Source organism: Enterococcus salsurae (assembly GCF_054784955.1).
In genome coordinates this window covers 153,340-168,992 of record NZ_BAAHWY010000002.1, presented here as the reverse complement: position 1 = coordinate 168,992, position 15,653 = coordinate 153,340, and the positions used below count along the sequence as shown (strand labels likewise).

The following is a 15,653-nucleotide window of genomic DNA, read 5'->3' as shown; positions in this document are numbered from 1 at the left end:
GGTAACATAGTTGTCTGGCGTCGAGGGATTGACTTATGAACGCATAGTCAAGTTATTCTTGTTCTTTTTCACTTGTGATTTCTTGAGGTTCCTCCGCAGTACTTTTTGCGGTCACGATGATTTTGTCTTCATCATCGATTGCTGCTTGCAGTGTACGTACGTCTGGATGTTCAAGATAATACTCGGCAATGCCATCTTCGATTTGATCTTGGATCGTCCGACGTAAAGGACGGGCCCCCATAGTTGCGCTATAGCCGAGGTCGACCAATTTTTCTTGGACATCTTGTGGAACATCGATCGAAATTTTTTGCGGTTGCAGCGTTTGGTTGACTTCATCCAACATCAAGGAAACGATCGATAACAAGTTTTCTTTGCTCAATGATTGGAATTCGACGATTCCATCGAAGCGGTTCAAGAATTCAGGTGTAAAGTAATTATTCAATTGGTTCAAGACGGAGCGGGTGATACCTTCTCTGGCGGCACCAAAACCAACATTGGCTTCGACTTTGCCTGTACCTGCATTGCTGGTCATAATGATCAACGTATCCTTGAAGCTGACGGTTCTGCCTTGCGCGTCAGTCAATCGGCCATCATCGAGAATTTGCAAGAACATATGCAATACATCTGGATGGGCTTTTTCGACTTCGTCCAATAAAATCAAACTATATGGATTACGACGGACTTTTTCAGTCAATTGACCAGCTTCTTCATAGCCTACGTAACCTGGAGGCGAACCAATCAGTTTTGCTACGCTATGTTTTTCCATATATTCCGACATGTCAAACCGAATCATTGAATCTGCGGAACCGAATAATTCATAGGCCAATTGTTTGGCCAATTCCGTTTTTCCGACACCCGTTGGACCCACGAATAAGAAGGACCCGATTGGTCGATTTTGTTTGCCTAGACCGACGCGATTGCGACGAATGGCCTTGGCTACTTTATCGATGGCTTCTTCCTGACCAATAACTTTGGCTTTCAGGTCATCCGCTAAATTTTTCAATTGGGTTTGTTCTTTTTCTTTCAAATCACCGACAGGGATATTGGTCCGTTCTTCAACGATTTGTTCCATGTCTTTTTCTGTGATAACAGGCGTTTCTTCATCACTGATCTGACGTTCTTTCATTTTTTGCAATTTATTGATCTGATCGCGATAATAGGCCGCTTTTTCGAAGTCTTCTTCTTGAGAAGCAGCTTGTTTTTGCGCTTCAGCTTCTTGCAGTTTTTTGTCGATCATTTTAGGATCGACGATTTGGATCGTTAAGTTTTTCTTTGAACCCGTTTCATCCAATAAGTCGATCGCTTTATCTGGTAAGAAACGATCTTGGATATAGCGATTTGATAAAGTTGCTGCAGCTTTGATCGCTTCATCGGTATACCGCACATGATGATAATCTTCATATCGCGGTTGCAGACCTTGCAAGATACGAATGGTTTCTTCAACTGTTGGTTCATCAACACGAACTGGTTGCAAACGTCTTTCTAATGCTGCATCTTTTTCAATGATGCGGTATTCATTGAGGGTAGTTGCCCCAACCATTTGCAATTCTCCGCGCGCAAGTGCTGGTTTCAAAATGTTGCCGGCATCCATGTTGCCATCACCGGCAGCACCTGCGCCGACGATTTCATGGACTTCATCGATAAATAGAATGACGTTTTCCGCTTGTTTGATTTCTTCAATCAATTTTTGGATCCGTTCTTCAAACTGACCGCGAATCCCGGTGCCTTGAACAAGGGAAGCCACATCTAATCGGATGACTTCTTTGTCCATTAATTTTTGCGGCACATCGCCGTCAACGATTTTTTGGGCCAATCCTTCAACAACAGCCGTTTTACCGACACCTGGTTCACCGATCAAGACTGGATTGTTTTTGGTACGGCGATTTAAGATTTCGATCACCCGTTTGATTTCATTGTCACGCCCGACAACGGGATCAACTTCACCGTCACGAGCCATTTGGGTGATATTGATGCCATATTCGCCTAATAAACCATTGGCTGCTTGGTTGGTACGTGGCGGTTGACCGCCTATAAAGCCATTGCCGCCTGTTTGCGTCGGAGGCGTTTGGTCGGAGGGGTTTCCTTGCTGCATTTGGCGTGACATTTGACGAAATAGATCATCTAAGTTTCCAAAACCAAATGGATCTTGCGCCATCGCGGCGGCAGCATTTCCTGATTGAGATTTTAATTTTTGATAACAACTTTGACAATAATCTAATTGTTTTCTTTGACCATTGACATTGGCATACAAATGAATCGACGCTTCATTTTTACCACAATTTTGACAAAGCATAGATACACGACCTTTCTGATGTTTATCCTGCATCCCTTAAATCTCCGCCAATGTTTTGGCTGAGTGTATGAGGGAGGGTCATTCATCAATGTAACCATTGACCTTTACTGACCATACTTCTATTATACTGACTTTTTGTCAGACTGCAACCATTTAAACTTGATCATTTTAAGACAGCGGCTGCCTTTTTTAAGCAACTTTTCAAGTGGTCATATATCGCATATAATAGAAGCAAAGAGGTGAACGATAACTTATGGAAAACATCGATTTCAACACCAGCATCAATCAATTACGAAGTGGGGAGATCAAAGAGCTGCTCGTGACGCAACCGCAATTTTTGGCTTTCCGCGATGTCTGGCTGCAATGTGAAGATCGGGTCAAATTCGTTGGAGAAGCTGGTCTGAATGGAAATATCATTTATCGATATCTGCCAGAAAATAAATAAGCGATCGATTTCAATCGTTTATTTAAGAGAAAACGGTTGTCTAACTAAGAAAAAAATGGTAATCTTAACAGTTGAAAGGGTAATTTTTTTATCGTGCTTTTGCCACGATTAAAAAGATGCCTTCACACAAAAAAATGGTTCATAAGGGAGATTGATCAATATGGAAAAGAAAGATTTTCACGTAGTTGCTGAGACAGGTATCCACGCACGTCCAGCTACATTATTAGTACAAACAGCAAGCAAATTCAACTCTGATATCAACTTAGAATACAAAGGCAAATCAGTAAACCTTAAATCAATCATGGGTGTTATGTCATTAGGCGTTGGCCAAGGTTCTGACGTAACGATCACTGCTGAAGGTGCTGACGAAGCAGATGCAATCGCTGCAATCGTTGAAACAATGAAAAAAGAAGGTTTGTCTGAATAATGGTTGAGATGCTAAAAGGAATTGCTGCTAGTGATGGCGTTGCCGTTGCGAAAGCCTACCTGTTAGTACAACCTGATTTATCTTTTTCGAAAGTAACAGTTGAAGATACGGCAGCAGAGGAAACACGTTTAGATGAAGCGTTAGCTAAGTCGACAGCGGAATTGCAACAAATCCGCGACAAAGCTGCGCAAACACTAGGCGAAGCAGAAGCACAAGTATTTGACGCACATTTAATGGTTCTTTCAGATCCAGAAATGATCGGTCAAATCAAACAAAACGTGGCAGACAACAAAGTCAATGCTGAAGCAGCATTGAAAGAAGTGACTGACATGTATATTGGTATGTTTGAAGCAATGGATGACAATGCTTACATGCAAGAACGGGCTGCGGATATCAAAGATGTTGCAAAACGTATCTTGGCGCATTTGCTGAATGTAACCTTGCCGAATCCTTCAATGATCGATGAAGAAGTCGTTGTGATTGCCCATGACTTGACACCAAGTGATACAGCGCAATTGGACCGCAACTTTGTCAAAGCTTTTGTTACAGATATCGGTGGACGTACATCTCACTCTGCAATCATGGCGCGGTCTTTAGAAATTCCAGCAATCGTTGGAACGATGGAAATCACCGCAAAAGTGAAAGCAGGAGATATTATAGCTGTAAATGGGATCGTTGGCGATGTGATCGTGAACCCAACAGAAGACCAATCAGCTGAATTTATCAAAGCAGGCGAAGCTTACGCTGAACAAAAAGCAGAATGGGAAAAATTGAAAGATGCTGAAACAGTGACCGCTGATGGCAAGCACTTTGAATTGGCTGCAAATATCGGTACACCTAAAGATTTAGAAGGTGTGCATAACAATGGTGCAGAAGCAGTCGGTTTATACCGTACTGAATTCTTGTACATGGATTCTCCTGATTTCCCAACAGAAGAAGACCAATACAAAGCATATAAAGCAGTTTTAGAAGGAATGGCTGGAAAACCAGTTGTTGTCCGCACAATGGACATCGGTGGAGATAAAGAACTTCCTTATCTTAAATTGCCTCATGAAATGAATCCATTCTTAGGTTATCGCGCATTGCGTATCAGCTTGTCTGAACTAGGTGACGATATGTTCCGTACGCAATTACGCGCTTTGCTTCGTGCATCTGCACATGGAAATCTACGTATCATGTTCCCAATGGTGGCAACATTGAAAGAATTCCGGACTGCGAAAAAAATGTACGATGAAGAGCGTCAAAAATTGATCGATGAAGGTGTTGAAGTTTCTAATGATATCCAAGTTGGTATCATGATCGAAATTCCAGCTGCGGCTGTTTTAGCAGACAAATTTGCTAAAGAAGTTGACTTCTTCAGTATTGGTACCAATGATTTGATCCAATACACAATGGCTGCCGACCGAATGAATGAGCGTGTATCTTACTTGTACCAACCATACAACCCATCAATTTTACGTTTGATCAAAAACGTGATCGATGCAGCGCATGCTGAAGGTAAATGGGCTGGTATGTGCGGCGAAATGGCTGGAGATCAAACAGCTGTACCGTTGCTTGTAGGTATGGGCTTAGATGAATTTTCAATGAGTGCAACCTCTGTACTAAAAACACGTAGCTTGATGAAACGCTTATCTACTACAGATATGCAAGAATTAGCAAAACGTGCTTTAGAAGATTGTGACACAATGGAAGACGTTGTGGCATTGATCGAAGAGTATGTCAAATAAGCAAACATATTAAGGCAGTAAGCTTTGGCTTACTGTCTTTTTTTATATGTTGACACCTGGTGAATCAACGAACAGTTTTGTCATATCCTACCTATAATCGTTGCTATTTTTAGTGATTCCAGTATCATGGAGAATAGGAACACCCAGTATCTAGGACCTTGGTAGGAGTGTGTCTGCTATTGGCTATGCTATACTTATATGTAGACAACCGCAGCACAAGGAGGAGTTATGTTTGAAAGTACTTCTTTATTTTGAAGGAGAAAAATTATTAGCGAAGTCAGGAATAGGCAGAGCTCTAGCCCACCAGCAAAGAGCATTGACCGATGTAGGCATCGACTATACTTTAGACCGACACGCAGAGGATTATGATATTTTGCATATCAATACCTATGGTGTGAATAGTTTGCACATGGTCAATAAAGCCAAACGGCATGGAAAGAAAGTCATCTACCACGCCCATTCAACAGAAGAGGATTTTCGGAATTCATTTATTGGTTCGAATCAGTTATCGCCATTATACAAAAAATATTTGATCAATTTATATGCCAGAGCCGATCAGTTGATCACCCCGACCCCTTATTCTAAAGAATTATTAACAGGATATGGCTTGACTGTCCCTATCAAAGCGATCTCCAACGGCATCGATTTGGCAAAATATCAACCCAATGCTGAAAAAGAACAAGCCTTTCGCAATTATTTTCAGATTGATCCAGACCAAAAAGTCATCATTTCAGTAGGGTTGTTTTTTGAACGAAAAGGAATTTTAGATTTTGTGGAGATTGCCAAACAATTGCCAGAATATACCTTTATCTGGTTTGGTCACACGCCGATGATGACGATCCCCAAAAAAATACGTGATCTCGTCAACGGTGATCATCCAAGCAATGTGCGCTTCCCAGGTTATATTAAAGGAGACATTATTGAAGGCGCGTATTCCGGGGCTGATTTATTCTTTTTTCCTTCATATGAGGAAACAGAAGGCATCGTCGTACTTGAAGCGCTGGCGAGCAAACAGCAAATTTTGGTAAGAGACATCCCTGTGTATCAAGGTTGGCTCAAAGATGGTCAAAATAGCTATATGGGAAGAAATAACCTTGAATTTGCAGTCAAGATCAAGGCCCTCCTCAACAATGAATTGCCTGACCTAACAGATGCCGGCTATCGTACAGCGCAAGAGAAAAGTATTGATGCCATCGGCAAGGAGCTGCAATCAGTCTATCAGGAAGTATTGACAAAGAATTAGCAATCATGCAGAGTTTGGAGGTACCGTTTTGAAAATCGGTTTTTTTACAGACACTTACTTTCCGCAAGTTAGTGGTGTCGCGACATCAATCAAAACTTTAAAAGAAGAGTTAGAAAACAAAGGCCATAAAGTCTACATCTTTACGACAACCGATCCCAATGCAGCATTAGATGAAGAAGATATCATTCGGATGCCAAGCGTCCCCTTCGTTTCTTTTAAGGACCGGCGAATCGTTGTTCGCGGCATGCTTTACGCCTATTTGATCGCCAAAGAGTTGGAACTGGAATTGATCCATACCCATACTGAATTTGGTGCCGGCATGTTAGGGAAGATGGTCGGCAAAAAAATGCAGATCCCAGTGATCCATACGTATCATACGATGTATGAAGATTACCTGCATTATATTGCCAATGGGAAGGTCTTGCGTCCAGCCCACGTCAAGTATTTGTCCCGCTTGTTCGCCAACCATAGTACCGGTGTGGTTTGCCCTAGCGAACGGGTGATCGACACATTACGGGGCTATGGCGTGGTATCCCCAATGCGGATCATTCCTACGGGGATCGAAGTCGAGAAATTTAGGCGGGCGGATATTACAGAAGATATGAAAAACGCCTTGCGACAGCAACTTTCGATCGATGAAGACCAACCTATGCTTTTATCCCTCAGTCGAATCTCTTATGAGAAAAATATCCAAGCGATCATTGATGGGATGCCAGAAATCATTGCTGCGATTCCGAATGCTAAATTGGTGATCGTTGGCAAAGGTCCCCATAAAGAGAAACTCGAAGAAAAAGTCATTGACATGCAATTATCTGAACATATTTATTTTGTTGGCGAAGTTCCAAATGATGAAGTGGCCATTTATTATCACGCAGCTGATTACTTCGTAAGTGCATCAACTTCTGAAACACAAGGTCTGACCTATACAGAAGCGATGGCAGCTGGAACGCCGTTAGTGGTCGAAGGCAATGATTACCTCAACACATTGATCGATGATCCTTCCTTAGGTGTCACGTATCAGACAGATCAGGATTTTGCCAAAACTTTTATCGCGTATGCGCAACAACAGATTCCTTCAGATCCTGAGGTCTTGCGCCGTAAAATGTATGAAATCTCCGCATTGCGGTTTGGTGAAACCATGCTTTCTTTCTATCATGATATGGTGGCCTATTATGAAACAGCTGAATTAGCAAAAGAAACAGAACAAACATTGGAAAAATTTAAAGTTAGATTGAAATCATTCCGACGCACAGGGGAATAAACAGAATATTTTCTCAAGTTCATGGTTTTAGCGTATACTAAAAGCATGAACTTTTTTAATTGGAGGAATGATCATGGATTTAGGTTTTATCGGAACAGGCGTCATGGGTCAATCAATGGTAGGACACTTACTCGCAGCTGGGCATCAGGTCGCTGTGTACAATCGTACCAAAAGCAAAACAGACAGCTTGATTGAGAAAGGTGCAACATGGTATGATACCCCAACAGATGTGGCGGCGCATAGTGAGATTGTTTTTACAATGGTCGGCTATCCTAGTGATGTTGAAGAAGTATATTTCGGAGACAAAGGGATCTTTCGAACGGATATCGAAGGAAAAGTGCTCGTAGACTTTACGACTAGTACCCCAGATTTAGCTGAAAAAATTGCTCAAGAAGCCGCAAGTAAAGGTGGCGCTAGTCTTGATGCGCCTGTTTCAGGCGGAGATTTAGGGGCACAAAATGCCACACTAACCATCATGGTCGGGGGAGATCAGGCTACTTATGCACGCGTACTCCCTTTGTTTAAGATCGTAGGGAAAAGTTATCAACTTCAAGGTGGCCCAGGCAAAGGACAGCATACCAAGATGGCCAATCAAATCATGATCGCAGGTACCATGACTGGTTTGACCGAAATGCTCGTCTATGCCCAAGCAGCAGGCCTTGACTTACCGCAAGTCATCCAAACCTTATCTGGCGGCGGCGCAAATAATTGGTCAATGACCAATTACAGTCCGAGAATTTTAAAAGAAGACTATTCACCGGGCTTTTTCGTTAAACATTTCATCAAAGATTTAGGGATTGCCTTAGATGAAGCGGCGAAAATGAATCTAGATTTGCCAAGTACGAGATTAGCCAAATCACTCTACGATCAGTTGGCGGATAAAGGCTTTGAAAATGATGGTACCCAAGCCCTGATTAAACTTTGGTGGCAAGATGGAAAAAAATCGTAAAATCTCAAAAAAAATCGCAAAAATCAATGCATGTTAGAGGATGTTTTGATACAATATAACGGACAGAAAAAGGAGGCTTACGAATGAAAAGTTCGCAATTAGTCGCTATCATCAAACGTTTAGAAGCGATGGTCGAAGCGCAAGACAGTGAAGTTCAAGTACGACGTTTTGAAAAAGAAGGCGTTGAAAAATGTACCGTTACGTATGATCATTCTACTGAAACGTTTGAATTAACGGAAGCAGAAACAAATCAACCTTATCAGTTTGACAATGTTGATATTGTAGCCATGGAAATCTATGATTTGATCCAATAAGAAAGGCATCCCCTTTCTATACAAGTATCATCCAATCATATCAAAAGGAACTAAAAGAGATCGATGATCCCTTTTAGTTCCTTTTTTTAGCTATTTTCCTGTCGGAAAGCCTCTCGCATGTGGGTATCACCTTGAAAATGAATCAAGATACAAACTGGATCAAGGTCGGCATTGGTCATCAGGCGCGGTTTCGACTCATAGTTGATCGGTTGAAACCGGTCAATCCCACGACAGATCTCGCTATGAACGATTTGTCCAAATTGGATTTGATAACATTTGATCAACTGTTTGTCAGAACCCTCCTTTGATAAAAGCGGGGCGGTGACTAGCAAATCTGGACTATGCCAAAAAGTATTGATCTTGCAGACTTCTTGATAAAAGCTGCGGGCCGCCTTGCACCGTTGATGCAGCTTTTGTGCTTCTTCGAATAATAAGTGATCTGTCAAATAGCTGAGGCGTTGTTGACACAAATCAAAAAATCCTGTCTCTTTTCCGGCAAAAAACTGATTGATTTCATGCCATTTATCCGATTCTGATAAGGCTTTGACTAAAGGCAGCTGTGCCTCGACCCGCGTACGGGTCACAGGGTTGATGCACTGGAGCTGATACGTTTCGCTAAGCAATTCTGCCAGCAGCGGCAGTTGCTTGACACGTCTAAATGGTCCAACGGCATTTGATGTTCTTGCAGCTTGTGGCTGAAATGTATGATGACTAAGATCAAGATAAGCATAATTGGCTACATGATTCATTTGGCGATTATACATGGGATGCAGTTTTTGGATCAGTTGACATTCTAATAACAAAGCATCGAGCTCGGTATCAACGCCAATGGTATCGAAATCAGTGATATTGTGGACCATCCGAATGGTTTTACTGGTATGTTGTTGGTTTTTTCGAAAATAAGAAACGACCCTTGCTTTCAAGGATTTGGCTTTGCCGACATAGACAATGCTTCCATGTGCATCTTTCATTAGATAAATTCCTGGCGTCTCAGGCAAAGCATTCGCTTTTCGCTTCAGTTCTTCTATATGTATATTCATGTGGTTCCCTCGTTTCATCTCAAATCGTAGCAGAAGAACCCTTTGATAGCAAGGCTTTCAATCAAAAAGCTGTGCAATCAATGGAGAATGGAGGATTACTTTGGACATCAAAGAAAGTTGGCAAGCGTAAGTCAAAAGATTTGTCAACTCAAAGGGAATCATTTCTTAGAAAATGGGTGGAAAAATAAAAATGTCCTTAAAAAAAGCAAAAGTTTAAAAATGTTCTTGCAATTCTTAATGACTTTCGATATAGTTTGACTATCAAATGATTTGATTATCAAAGTATTCGGATGGTGAACACTATGGAACCCAATTTAGAAACAGTCAATGACTATTTAGTCAGTGTCTTTAATGATATTTTAGTGATCGAAGAATCTGAATTGAAAAAATCAGAATTTAATGATCTTTCTATTACTGAAATGCATACCATCGAAGCAATCGGGATGTACAAAAAGAAGACAACGACTGAAGTTGCAAAAGAACTATCAATCACTGTTGGGACATTGACCATCGCGATCAATCGTTTGGTAAAGAAAGAATATGTAGAACGCATCCGCAGCGAAGATGATCGGCGCGTTGTTAAGTTGGCGCTGACCAAAAAAGGAAAGCTGCTTTTTCGGGTCCATCAGCATTTCCATCGAGAGATGGTCAAAGGCGTGCTGAGTCAAATGGATGCTGAAGAAGAGAAAGCTTTACTGAAAGCACTAAAAAACCTGCACAGCTTTTTACAAGAGTATAAGTGAGAATAGTTGATGAATATGTTTGGAAAAATTACCGCAACTGCAAGTTACGTACCTGATAAGATCGTCACGAATGATGACTTATCTCATTTGATGGATACATCAGATGAATGGATCTATTCGAGAACAGGCATCAAAGAAAGACGCATATCTGTTGGAGAGAATACATCAGATCTTTGTGGGAAAGTAGCTGTCAAACTACTGGATGAAGCGAATGTCAATCCTGAAGAACTTGATTTTATTTTAGTGGCCACGATCACACCTGATTTCAATACACCGGCAGTTGCCTGCCAAGTGCAAGGGATGATTGGCGCAACAAACGCTTTTGCTTTTGATATCAGTGCTGCCTGTGCAGGATTTGTCTATGCCTTGTCAATGGCAGAGAAGTTGATCAGGACCGGATCGAAAAAAGGTTTGGTGATCGGCGGCGAAGTGTTATCAAAAGTATTAGATTGGGAAGATCGTTCTTCCGCCGTATTATTCGGTGATGGTGCAGCAGGCGTCTTAATAGAAGCATCCACCAAGCAGCATATCATCAAAGAAAGCCTTAAAGCTGATGGCACAAGAGGCATGTCTTTGACCTCTGGCTTTCGCAGCAATCAGAATCCTTTTTCAACCAATGCACCGGCGTATCACGCTTGTATGCAAATGGTAGGACGAGAAATCTTTGACTTTGCAACAAGAGATGTCGTTTCATCGATTGCCGAAATCATTGAAAATGAAGAAGTTGATTATTATCTGCTGCATCAAGCAAATGCCCGTATATTGGATAAAGTGGCGCGTAAGTTAAAACAACCTCGGGCACAATTCTTACAAAATATGCAGCATTATGGCAATACTTCAGCGGCTTCGATCCCACTATTACTGGATGAAGAAGTCAAAAAAGGCACACTGACATTGGGCAGTGGACAACACGTGGTGTTCTCAGGATTTGGCGGCGGATTGACATGGGGAACCATGCTCGCAGCCTTATAAACCTGTTCACATATAAAAAACGAAAAAATAAGATTACAACACACATTGGAGGAAACAACACATGGTATTCGAAAAAATTCAAGAAATCGTAGCAGAAGAATTAGGTAAAGAAAAAGAAGAAATCAAATTAAACACAAATATCCAAGAAGATTTAGAAGCAGATAGCTTAGATTTATTCCAAATCATCAACGAGATCGAAGACGAGTTCGATGTGAAAATCGAAACTGAAGATGGTATCAAAACAGTTGAAGATTTAGTTAAATATGTAGAAAAACAACAAGCATAAAACAAAGGCTAGGCAAACAGCCTAGCCTTTCCTTTTCATGTTGTAAGAACACGTTGATCAGTCTCAGCGATCAAACCATGTTCTCCAATCCAAATGATGTAAAGATAAAGGAGTCCAAGATGAAAACAGCTTTTCTATTTAGCGGACAAGGCGCGCAGTATATAGGGATGGGCCAGGAATTGTATCAACAAGAAGCGATCGTACGCCAAACCTTTGATGAAGCCAGTGATATCCTCGGTTATGACATGGCTGCGCTATGCTTTGAAGAAAATGACCGTTTAAATCAAACTGAATATACCCAACCGGCGATTTTAACCGTTAGTGTCGGTTTTTGGCGTGTACTGCAGCAACAAGGGATTCACGCAGAGGCGATGGCTGGCCTTAGTTTAGGCGAGTATACAGCTTTGGTGGCAAGCCGTTCAGTGACATTTGCTGATGCGGTAGCGTTGGTACAAAAGCGTGGCAGATTCATGACGGAAGCGGCGCCGGCTGGCACTGGGAAAATGGTGGCAGTCATGAACACGCCCGCAGAAACGATTGAAGCCATTTGCGCAGAAGCATCAAGTGTTGGGATCGTTTCGCCAGCCAATTACAATACACCGCAACAAATCGTCATTGGTGGAGAAGCACCTGCAGTTGATCATGCCGTTGCGCTATTGCAAGCGGCAGGCAGCAAACGGATGATTCCATTGAATGTCAGTGGCCCATTCCACACAGCATTGTTGGCACCAGCGGCAGAGCAGTTAGCCAGCGAATTGACCACGATCGGTTTCGATCAGCCGCAAGTACCAGTGATCAGCAACACGACAGCAGAACCAATGGCCTACGAAGAAATCAAAGACTTGCTGACCCGTCAAGTCAAGTCACCTGTTCGTTTCTATGAAAGTATTGCTACCTTGAAAGCCTTAGGGATTGAGCAAATCGTAGAAATCGGTCCAGGCAAAGTCTTGAGCGGATTTATGAAAAAAATCGATAAAGATATCCAAACCATGCGTGTAGAAGACAGTCAAACACTGGCGGACACACTAGCAAAGTTCAATTAGGAGGAATATATGGAGCTACATAACAAAAATGTCTTTGTTACAGGCAGTTCTCGCGGAATCGGCTTCACGATTGCGAAAGCTTTTGCCAAAGAAGGTGCCAATGTCGTGTTGAATGGACGCAAAGAGATTCCGCAAGAATTGATTGCAGAAATCACCCATTTTGGCGTCAAATGTGTCGCGATCAATGGAGATATTGCTGACTTTGATCAAGCAGCGCAAATGCTGGCAGATGCCGAAGCGACAATTGGACCTATTCATATATTGGTCAACAATGCGGGAATCACCAATGATAAATTATTATTGCGTATGAAGCCTGAAGACTTTGATTCGGTGATCAAAATCAATTTGACCGGAACGTTCAATATGACGCAACATGCAATCAAAAAAATGATGAAGCTGCGGGAAGGCCGGATCATCAATTTGACCAGTGTCGTTGGTTTGACCGGCAACATTGGCCAAGCCAATTATGCAGCTAGCAAAGCCGGTGTCATTGGGTTTACGAAATCAGCCGCCCGTGAAGGCGCTGCTAGAGGCATCACGGTCAACGCCATCGCGCCTGGCTTCATTGAAACAGAAATGACAGCAGTGTTGTCAGACAAGGTCAAAGAACAATCGATCGCAGCAATTCCGTTACAACGATTTGGCTCAACGGATGATGTTGCAAATACAGCGGTATTTTTAGCCAAAAGCCCCTATATCACAGGTCAAGTCCTCAGTGTAGACGGTGGCATGGCAATGCAAGGCTAGGAGGAAAAGAATATGAATCGAGTTGTCATTACAGGGTATGGGGTCACATCTCCAATCGGAAATGATCCAGAAACCTTTTTAGCAAGTTTACAAAATGGAACCAACGGCATCGCGCCAATCACCAAATTTGATGCAGAAGCGACTGGGATCACTTTGGCAGGAGAGGTCAAAGATTTCCCGCTAGAAAAATATTTTGTCAAAAAAGATACCAAACGAATGGATCTATTTTCGATCTACGGGATTTATGCAGCTTTAGAAGCCATGAATATGGCCGATTTACATGCAGAATCGATCGATGCCGATCGTTTTGGTGTTATGGTCGGTTCTGGGATCGGCGGCTTGCCAACGATCCAAGATCAAGTCATTCGCATGCATGACAAAGGTGCCAATCGTGTATCACCAATGTTCGTGCCCATGTCGATCGTCAACATGGTTGCAGGGAATATTGCATTGCGTGTCGGGGCCAAAGGTATCTGCACAACAACCGTTTCTGCCTGTGCTTCCGGTACGCATTCCATTGGCGAAGCATTCCGCAATATCAAACACGGCTATGCTGATGTGATGATTGCTGGTGGATCAGAAGCAACGATTTGTGAAATCGGTATCGCTGGTTTCGCTTCATTGACAGCATTGACGACAGAAACAGATCCGAATAAAGCCTCTGTGCCATTTGATAAAGACCGTAGTGGTTTTGTCATGGGAGAAGGTGCGGGTGTATTCGTCCTTGAATCTTTAGAACATGCGCAGCAACGGGGCGCAACGATTTTAGGTGAGGTTGTCGGTTATGGCGCCAATTGCGATGCTTATCATATGACAGCGCCGAATCCAGATGGTTCTGGTGCAGGAAAAGCAATGAAATTGGCTATGAACGAAGCGGGCATCACGCCAGCTGAAGTAGGCTATATCAATGCTCATGGAACAAGCACCCCAGCCAATGATAGTGCAGAAGCGACATCGATCCAATATGGTTTAGGCGAAGATTACCGCAAGCCATATGTCAGCAGCACAAAATCAATGACAGGACATTTATTAGGTGCAGCAGGTGGAATCGAAGCCATTGCATCATTGTTGGCTTTGCAGCATCAATTTATCCCACCAACCATCAACGTCATAGAACAAGATCCTGCGATTGATTTGAATGTGGTCAAAAACCAAAGTCAACCAGCAGAATTAACCTATGCATTAAGCAACTCACTAGGATTTGGCGGACACAATGCCGTCATTGCTTTGAAACGTTGGGAGGAAGCATAATTGGAAACAAATGAAGTAAAAGATTTGTTGGCACAATTTGATCAATCAACTTTGACTGAATTACATTTGAAAAAAGATACGTTTGATTTATATTTCAATAAAAATACCACTAGTGGCTATCATCCTGCCGCAAATGAGTCTGCGGCCGCACCTGTTGGCGCACCAGCTGCACCGATCCAAACGGCAACTGCTGCCGCGCCAACGGCACAGGCTGTTTCAACGGAAAAAACGATTCCTGATGGGAAAGAAGTAGTCTCACCATTGGTAGGTGTTATTTACTTGAAACCTAGCCCTGATAAAGACAACTTTAAACAAGTTGGCGATCAAGTGAAAAAAGGCGATATCTTATGTATTGTCGAAGCAATGAAAGTCATGAATGAGATCGTCAGCGACGTTGATGGCGAATTGGTATCAGTTCTAGTAGAAAGTGAACAAATCGTTGAATACAATCAACCATTGTTCCGGATAAAGGAAGGGTAATCTATGACTGCATTAACGATCCAAGAAATCAAAGAAATCATTCCGCACCGCTACCCAATGTTATTGGTAGATCGCGTAGAAGAATTAGAAGAAGGCAAACGTGTTGTTGCCAAAAAAAATGTGACCATCAACGAACCATTCTTTCAAGGACACTTTCCTCACGAACCAGTGATGCCAGGTGTGTTGATCGTTGAAGCGATGGCGCAAGCAGGTGCTGTTGCACTCTTGTCCTTGCCTGATTTTAAAGGCAAAACTGCTTATTTTGGCGGTTTAGACAAAGCGAAATTCCGTAAAAAAGTCACACCAGGCGATACATTGATCTTAGAAGTAGAAATAATCAAAGTGAAATCTGCAGCTGGCATCGGCAAAGGGATTGCTTATGTTGACGGCAAAAAAGTCGCTGAAGCAGAATTAACTTTCATGATTGGATAG

Annotated in this window: 17 protein-coding genes; 15 read left to right on the top strand and 2 right to left on the bottom strand. The window is 42.4% G+C overall.

The features are described 5' to 3' along the window. Positions 1-52 precede the first annotated feature (52 nt). Positions 53-2,293 (bottom strand): ATP-dependent Clp protease ATP-binding subunit, encoded by a 2,241-nt coding sequence (locus ACYVRS_RS05085; protein ID WP_461203125.1) that lies wholly within the window; start codon positions 2,291-2,293, stop codon positions 53-55. Between the two features lie 253 nt (positions 2,294-2,546). Between ACYVRS_RS05085 and ACYVRS_RS05080 the strand changes: the two genes are divergently transcribed. From ACYVRS_RS05080 to ACYVRS_RS05050, 7 genes are all read left to right on the top strand, one after another. Further along, complete coding sequence (locus tag ACYVRS_RS05080) at positions 2,547-2,738, top strand: hypothetical protein (protein ID WP_054116351.1); 192 nt, start codon at positions 2,547-2,549, stop codon at positions 2,736-2,738. 160 nt (positions 2,739-2,898) lie between these two features. Further along, entirely contained in the window at positions 2,899-3,165 is a 267-nt protein-coding gene (locus tag ACYVRS_RS05075; RefSeq protein WP_003126335.1) for a phosphocarrier protein HPr, read from the top strand. Continuing rightward, on the top strand, positions 3,165-4,892 hold the full coding sequence (gene ptsP, locus ACYVRS_RS05070; RefSeq protein WP_054116350.1) for a phosphoenolpyruvate--protein phosphotransferase: 1,728 nt from the start codon (positions 3,165-3,167) through the stop codon (positions 4,890-4,892). The genes ACYVRS_RS05075 and ptsP overlap by 1 nt, the downstream gene beginning before the upstream one ends. A gap of 232 nt (positions 4,893-5,124) precedes the next feature. Next, complete coding sequence (locus tag ACYVRS_RS05065) at positions 5,125-6,135, top strand: LTA glycolipid anchor biosynthesis glycosyltransferase, IagA/BgsA family (RefSeq protein WP_313510116.1); 1,011 nt, start codon at positions 5,125-5,127, stop codon at positions 6,133-6,135. A 28-nt stretch (positions 6,136-6,163) separates the two neighbouring features. Beyond that, positions 6,164-7,396, top strand: a complete 1,233-nt coding sequence (locus ACYVRS_RS05060) for a glycosyltransferase family 4 protein (RefSeq protein ID WP_461202765.1) — start codon at positions 6,164-6,166, stop codon at positions 7,394-7,396. Between the two features lie 73 nt (positions 7,397-7,469). Then, entirely contained in the window at positions 7,470-8,345 is an 876-nt protein-coding gene (locus ACYVRS_RS05055; RefSeq protein ID WP_461202763.1) for an NAD(P)-dependent oxidoreductase, read from the top strand. Positions 8,346-8,428: 83 nt separating this feature from the next. Beyond that, positions 8,429-8,659 carry a YkuJ family protein gene (locus ACYVRS_RS05050; protein WP_054116346.1) on the top strand — a complete coding sequence of 77 codons (231 nt, stop codon included), beginning with the start codon at positions 8,429-8,431 and terminating at the stop codon, positions 8,657-8,659. Positions 8,660-8,745: 86 nt separating this feature from the next. Here ACYVRS_RS05050 and ACYVRS_RS05045 read toward each other — a convergent pair whose 3' ends face one another. After that, positions 8,746-9,699, bottom strand: a complete 954-nt coding sequence (locus tag ACYVRS_RS05045) for a GIY-YIG nuclease family protein (RefSeq protein ID WP_461202761.1) — start codon at positions 9,697-9,699, stop codon at positions 8,746-8,748. A gap of 302 nt (positions 9,700-10,001) precedes the next feature. Between ACYVRS_RS05045 and fabT the strand changes: the two genes are divergently transcribed. The 8 genes from fabT to fabZ all read left to right on the top strand — a co-directional run bounded on the left by fabT (position 10,002) and on the right by fabZ (position 15,653). Then, positions 10,002-10,442, top strand: a complete 441-nt coding sequence (fabT, locus tag ACYVRS_RS05040; protein ID WP_054116344.1) for a fatty acid biosynthesis transcriptional regulator FabT — start codon at positions 10,002-10,004, stop codon at positions 10,440-10,442. A 9-nt stretch (positions 10,443-10,451) separates the two neighbouring features. Further along, positions 10,452-11,414: a beta-ketoacyl-ACP synthase III gene (locus ACYVRS_RS05035; protein ID WP_313538978.1), complete on the top strand. Its 963-nt coding sequence runs from the start codon at positions 10,452-10,454 to the stop codon at positions 11,412-11,414. A 61-nt stretch (positions 11,415-11,475) separates the two neighbouring features. Next, complete coding sequence (locus tag ACYVRS_RS05030) at positions 11,476-11,700, top strand: acyl carrier protein (protein ID WP_003126345.1); 225 nt, start codon at positions 11,476-11,478, stop codon at positions 11,698-11,700. Between the two features lie 119 nt (positions 11,701-11,819). Next, positions 11,820-12,743, top strand: a complete 924-nt coding sequence (gene fabD / locus ACYVRS_RS05025; protein ID WP_054116342.1) for an ACP S-malonyltransferase — start codon at positions 11,820-11,822, stop codon at positions 12,741-12,743. A gap of 9 nt (positions 12,744-12,752) precedes the next feature. After that, positions 12,753-13,490 carry a 3-oxoacyl-[acyl-carrier-protein] reductase gene (gene fabG / locus ACYVRS_RS05020; protein WP_313538982.1) on the top strand — a complete coding sequence of 246 codons (738 nt, stop codon included), beginning with the start codon at positions 12,753-12,755 and terminating at the stop codon, positions 13,488-13,490. Positions 13,491-13,502: 12 nt separating this feature from the next. Beyond that, positions 13,503-14,741 (top strand): beta-ketoacyl-ACP synthase II, encoded by a 1,239-nt coding sequence (fabF, locus tag ACYVRS_RS05015; RefSeq protein WP_461202758.1) that lies wholly within the window; start codon positions 13,503-13,505, stop codon positions 14,739-14,741. Continuing rightward, the gene (accB, locus tag ACYVRS_RS05010; protein WP_461202756.1) at positions 14,742-15,221 is read left to right on the top strand and encodes an acetyl-CoA carboxylase biotin carboxyl carrier protein; all 480 of its coding nucleotides are present in this window, start codon (positions 14,742-14,744) and stop codon (positions 15,219-15,221) included. It begins immediately after the preceding gene. A 3-nt stretch (positions 15,222-15,224) separates the two neighbouring features. Then, positions 15,225-15,653, top strand: a complete 429-nt coding sequence (gene fabZ, locus ACYVRS_RS05005) for a 3-hydroxyacyl-ACP dehydratase FabZ (RefSeq protein WP_054116338.1) — start codon at positions 15,225-15,227, stop codon at positions 15,651-15,653.